General features: G+C 33.4%; 6 protein-coding genes. 2 read left to right on the forward strand and 4 right to left on the reverse strand.

Going from position 1 to position 4,858, the window contains the following annotated elements:
- Both R2Q78_RS21770 and R2Q78_RS21775 read left to right on the forward strand, forming a co-directional pair.
- Positions 1–233: hypothetical protein (locus R2Q78_RS21770; RefSeq protein ID WP_316794727.1), on the forward strand; the 233-nt coding region annotated here is incomplete at its 5' end.
- A 108-nt stretch (positions 234–341) separates the two neighbouring features.
- Positions 342–1,388: a hypothetical protein gene (locus R2Q78_RS21775; RefSeq protein WP_316794728.1), complete on the forward strand. Its 1,047-nt coding sequence runs from the start codon at positions 342–344 to the stop codon at positions 1,386–1,388.
- Positions 1,389–1,459: 71 nt separating this feature from the next.
- On the opposite strand, the gene R2Q78_RS21780 is transcribed toward R2Q78_RS21775, so the two are convergent.
- The 4 genes from R2Q78_RS21780 to R2Q78_RS21795 all read right to left on the reverse strand — a co-directional run bounded on the left by R2Q78_RS21780 (position 1,460) and on the right by R2Q78_RS21795 (position 4,538).
- A complete protein-coding gene (locus R2Q78_RS21780; protein WP_316794729.1) occupies positions 1,460–1,876 on the reverse strand; it encodes a hypothetical protein in 417 nt (138 codons plus the stop codon).
- A gap of 69 nt (positions 1,877–1,945) precedes the next feature.
- The gene (locus tag R2Q78_RS21785; RefSeq protein WP_316794730.1) at positions 1,946–2,341 is read right to left on the reverse strand and encodes a hypothetical protein; all 396 of its coding nucleotides are present in this window, start codon (positions 2,339–2,341) and stop codon (positions 1,946–1,948) included.
- Between the two features lie 1,196 nt (positions 2,342–3,537).
- Positions 3,538–3,921, reverse strand: a complete 384-nt coding sequence (locus tag R2Q78_RS21790) for a hypothetical protein (protein WP_316794731.1) — start codon at positions 3,919–3,921, stop codon at positions 3,538–3,540.
- Positions 3,922–3,980: 59 nt separating this feature from the next.
- Complete coding sequence (locus R2Q78_RS21795) at positions 3,981–4,538, reverse strand: hypothetical protein (protein ID WP_316794732.1); 558 nt, start codon at positions 4,536–4,538, stop codon at positions 3,981–3,983.
- Between the last annotated feature and the right edge of the window lie 320 nt (positions 4,539–4,858).

Raw genomic sequence — 4,858 nt, forward strand, 5'->3', positions numbered from 1 at the left:
CAGTTGTCGTTGCTGTACAACAAGATAGTACTACAAAAACTCCGGTTGAGTTGAAAGACCTTCCAGAGGCGGTTACTAAGACCCTACAATCTGACCCTGTAAAAGCATGGACTCCAACTGCAGCGTTTTTAGTAACTAATGCAGACAAAACTTCGTATTATCTGATCAATGTGAAGAAAGAACAAGAAACCGGTTCTTTGAAAATCGACAAAGACGGTAAAATCATTGAATAACCCCCATATATAACAATAGCTAATACATAGAAAAGGCCGGAGGATTCCGGCCTTTTCTATGTATTATTAAAATATTTTATATCTTGCTTCATCAATTTTAGTTATTACATGAAACGCTCAAACCTTTCTCTTTCCTCTCGTTTTTTCATATTAACAGCACTATGTCTTTTTTTAATACTAGAATCAAATGCCCAAAACAATGTAAATTGTGACTCCCTGTTAAAAAAGAAATACAATATAAGGGAGATTAAGGACAAAAAGCTATTTCTAGAGGAAGTAAGAACATTGATTCTTTGTAAATACGACAGTCTCGATATGTATATATTCATGGGACCAAAAGGCGATCTTCCATTGACAACAGCCGGGACTTTAACGATTAAGAAAACCGCCTCGATTAAAGCTTATACAGTATCATCCACGCAGGAAATGATATCAATGCGGGAGGTGATGCATGGTTTTTCCGAGCTCAAAAAAATGCCTGACTATGATGAGCTTAGAGCTAAAGTAGGCGCCCTTAGGAAAATTATCGGACAGACGGCGACCGAAAAGAACTGGGAATACGACGAATCCTTATTAAAAAAAGCAGGGGTTGACACGTACACCATTACAAAAATAAAAAAAATAATAGCAGACAACCCTGGAATTAAATATGAAGAAGTTTTCGATAAATTAAATCAACAGGCGTTTCAGGAGCGGATAGTAGAAACCCCTCGCAAGATTGGCGACAAAGAGAAGTTAATTGAGGGTCTATATACCTACACAGACTACAATAAAGGTCTTTCAAAAGCAAAAGAGTCCGGAAAACCGATTTTACTTTATTTCAACAGCTACGTCTCCATTCCTGCACGAAAGTTTGAATTTGCAGTACTGCAGAATTCTGAAATTTTAAAAACGCTGAATGATCATTTTGAAGTTATCGTATTGTGGGTAGATGATAGAACATTACTCGCAAAAGATAAGGCCTATTATTCAAAATCACTAAAGCGGGATGTTAAATATGTTGGAGATATTAATATGGAGCTTCAGGTAGATAATTTTGAATCGGATTTTCAGCCGTTATTTTTTACGCTTAATACAGCTGGTCAAAGAGTTGCTTCTTCAAGTATTGTCGGTGTTCAAGAATTTCTAGAATTCCTAAATAAATCGAGGAAGTAAGTCTAATTTTGCCTTTTCCAAAAATCTCACCAAAGAGCTCATGCGTACAGGAGTAGGTTAGTTTGATCGATCTAATAAAATCTATTACTTTCCAACTTGAGGTCTGCCGAAAGATTTAATTTCCTTTTTTCGCTTAGGAACTCTTTACCAGTCAACGGCCCTTTAATGATATCTTTATCCTTTATTATTATCCAATACTGAATTGAATCAGCTCCTTTTTGCTTATTCCATAAATCTTCTTGAGTATTAAAATATACTTTCGCTGCTTCGGATGCCTTCCTTAATATGATTATGGATTCGCTATCATAATCATAGTCTAATATTTCGCCCAATATGACAGAGCTATAAGCGTCGTAATTTGTGATTTTTTTACAAATGGCTGTATTTCCTTCATCACCTAACAAGAAATACCCGCTTCCTAAATTAATTTCCCCTTCAAAATTGCAGGATGATGCGAATAACAAAATTATCAATAACAATCTTCTCATATACTCATCTTTTCTTAACCTTTCTCGAATTTTAGTTGATTTCCTTTACCTATTTATCTTTTTTATTTTTCAATCACCACAAGGCACCCATTCTATAGATACAGGCTGCCTGGCGATAACATCAATAATGTTATCAATGTTACTCACCATATAGTGGACCAGATTCGATTCTCTAAATTGTCCCAGGCTTTCCTCCTCAAACCATTTAAGAAAATCTGAATTGACAGAAGTTCTGAATTTCCTCATGGACGGATTCTCATTTAATGATTTTAACCTGCCATATTCCTGAACAACCCTATATGCCTGGACTCCATCAAATTTAATTTCAAGCATTTTATTTTCATTCCCTAAGACTTTCAAGTGCAATACAACTTTACCAAGTAGATCTTTGATGCCGGAAAAATAAAGCTCATCGTAAGGTATTTGATTAATTGGTTCCCATGAATCGAAATCATTTATATTCATTTTTCAGTTCAGTATTTATTTAGAAAGCACCGTAAGACATAACTCATTCTTAATCTAATGGTATTTACCTTTTTATCATAATTAGCTTCGGGCATCATTCCCATCACCATCTAAATTTAAAATAAATGTTTCATCCCTAGAATATAAAGTGCTGATTAAACGGCTCCCCACCACCTTATGATGGTTAACAACCATCATTTACAATGTGACTACTCAAATCAATTTTCTCTTAATCAAATATATTTACACCTTGACATGGTTCTAACTGTGAAATTTCAACACAACAAAAGCTATGGCGAAATAAACAAAAAAAGAAAGAAGTGTACCTATAAAGTAAACCGCAAAATAACGTCCATTTCTAGAAGGATACTTTTCCAATAATTGCTTATACCGTTGCTTTCTGAAAATAAAAACGTAATTAATTAAGATTGGAATAAGTAGATACGAGAAAAAAAAGCTTAGAAATCCATCTATCCTATCCACCGAAGTAAAACTTAAATCAAATGGATAAAACGGAATACTAATTCCTAAATCCCTCAGGGCGATATGTATTAATCCCAAATTTAACGCCATACCCATAGATATATACGTCATGCAGTAAAACTTCCACATTCCGCGGCTGGATCGCACAGTAAGTATTTTAGAAATTGCGTCAACCCAAATCTCGTAATATAAATTTCTCATTATTCTTTTAATACATTTCAGGCGAGTTGTTGAAAATAGTAAATCTAGTATTATTCATCCTATATTCTGAGCCTTTCTGCTAATAAAATGTTATCAACAAGTAAAATCCCAGGAATGTTAACAACAAGTATTCTATTCCAAAGATTGACATTCTATGCTTCACCAAAAAAAACCGACGATCGTTTGCTTCAATTATTTTTTTATAATTGCCTGACCGTATATAATACCATCTAAACAAAATATAGATCGCCACAAATATTAGAATCAAAGCTAACCTGAAATCATGCCGCCCATAATCTATTCCCAACAACTTACCTAAAATAAATAAGGTGATCATGTTGGTTGAGAATAATATAGAAAAAAAGTTGCTGTTAGTAGGTGATCAATTGGTTCTCTCCTGGGAATTAAAGCAAACACTCTATATACAGAATAATATAAAAAATTTAACAAATTCATTCTCCAAATATATTATCCTAGATCTATTATATAAATCGCCTCCTAACCGATTATAATCAACTAGCATTAATACCACTCTTTGCATCAACACTACGATCATGATGCACTTTTGCTAAAACCGCTAATGATAAAAAAGAGATGATCATATAAATAATCACTTTAATCCCAAAGCCATCTTTAAATTTAAACGATTTATATTCATCTGAACGAAATCCTAACAAGTAATTACTTAAAAGTACAACACCACAGATATAGTAAATTATCTCTGTAGAAGACGGCAAGCTTACTAATAAAAAAAGACTCAAGACTTCATAAATTGCCCAAGAGTTCATAATAAATATCGCCGACGTCAACCAAAATGTCATAAGTTCTGGAAACCGTTCATTTCTTCTCACATAAAACTGATATATAATCGCGCAAAGCATTTTATATTTTATCATTTTCTTTATATCAATTATATCCCATTCTATACCGTAACTAAAGGACTCATAGAAAGGCTTCAGGATTGCTCTTCGGAATAAAGAGTAAATTTCAAGTTTAGCTTTTTAATGGATTCTATTAATTCGGCATCAACAGATTTATCGCAAGAAACTTCCTTCAAATATTTAAACAACCCAATTGACTGAATTAGCTTTACCTTGTCATTATATTTTACATTATCCAGTATCAGATGTTGAATAGACAAATCCTTTAAGAGAATAAGGTCATCAATTATTATATATTTTAGATGCAGATGCTCAAGCCCTTGGACCTCCTCTAGCCAATTAGGTAGATAAGAATATTCGCCTAATCGGTTGATCTCAACCGAAAAGGTTGATTGAAAAACAATTTCTCTTATCAAATGAATATTGTTTTTAATATGGACTGGTAAAATATCAAAAGAAAATTCGGGGGTAGCAAATAGCATGTATGGCAAGCTATCCAAACCCACAACAATGCATTTTGGGCTAAGAAATAACAAATCACCCTTGCTCTGAGTAAAATTTAAGTCCGCCCGAATGACCCCATTACCCTTAATAATCGATCTTGGAATTTCTTCATCAGAAGGCTTTTTCATATCTATAAAGATATAAAATGTGAGCCAATGTATCCAAGACACATACCTATTAAAACAACTAAAAACTTGTTTAAGAAAGAAAGGGAAACCCGTATCAGACCAACTGTAAAGCTATAGACGGATAAGACCCTGGCTACTATTGCCGAAACCTCCACTTATTCAACAAAGTGTAGAGAGATCCTACAATTGTTCTACACACTCAAAAACATAACCCACTAATAATCAAAACAGTGCCAAAAACTTAAAGGTTTGGTATTATTATGAAGCATACACTAAACACAATTAACATGAATTTTTAACTGAAACATTAAAATAAGTAT

The organism is Pedobacter frigoris, from assembly GCF_032678645.1.
In the GTDB taxonomy this organism is placed as follows: domain Bacteria; phylum Bacteroidota; class Bacteroidia; order Sphingobacteriales; family Sphingobacteriaceae; genus Pedobacter; species Pedobacter frigoris_A.

What these genes read in the sequence shown, in the direction of transcription:
- R2Q78_RS21775 (WP_316794728.1), top strand. Translation starts at nt 342, where the DNA reads ATGAAACGCTCAAACCTTTCTCTTTCCTCTCGTTTTTTCATATTAACA.
- R2Q78_RS21780 (WP_316794729.1), bottom strand. Translation starts at nt 1,876, where the DNA reads ATGAGAAGATTGTTATTGATAATTTTGTTATTCGCATCATCCTGCAAT.
- R2Q78_RS21785 (WP_316794730.1), bottom strand. Translation starts at nt 2,341, where the DNA reads ATGAATATAAATGATTTCGATTCATGGGAACCAATTAATCAAATACCT.
- R2Q78_RS21790 (WP_316794731.1), bottom strand. Translation starts at nt 3,921, where the DNA reads ATGATAAAATATAAAATGCTTTGCGCGATTATATATCAGTTTTATGTG.
- R2Q78_RS21795 (WP_316794732.1), bottom strand. Translation starts at nt 4,538, where the DNA reads ATGAAAAAGCCTTCTGATGAAGAAATTCCAAGATCGATTATTAAGGGT.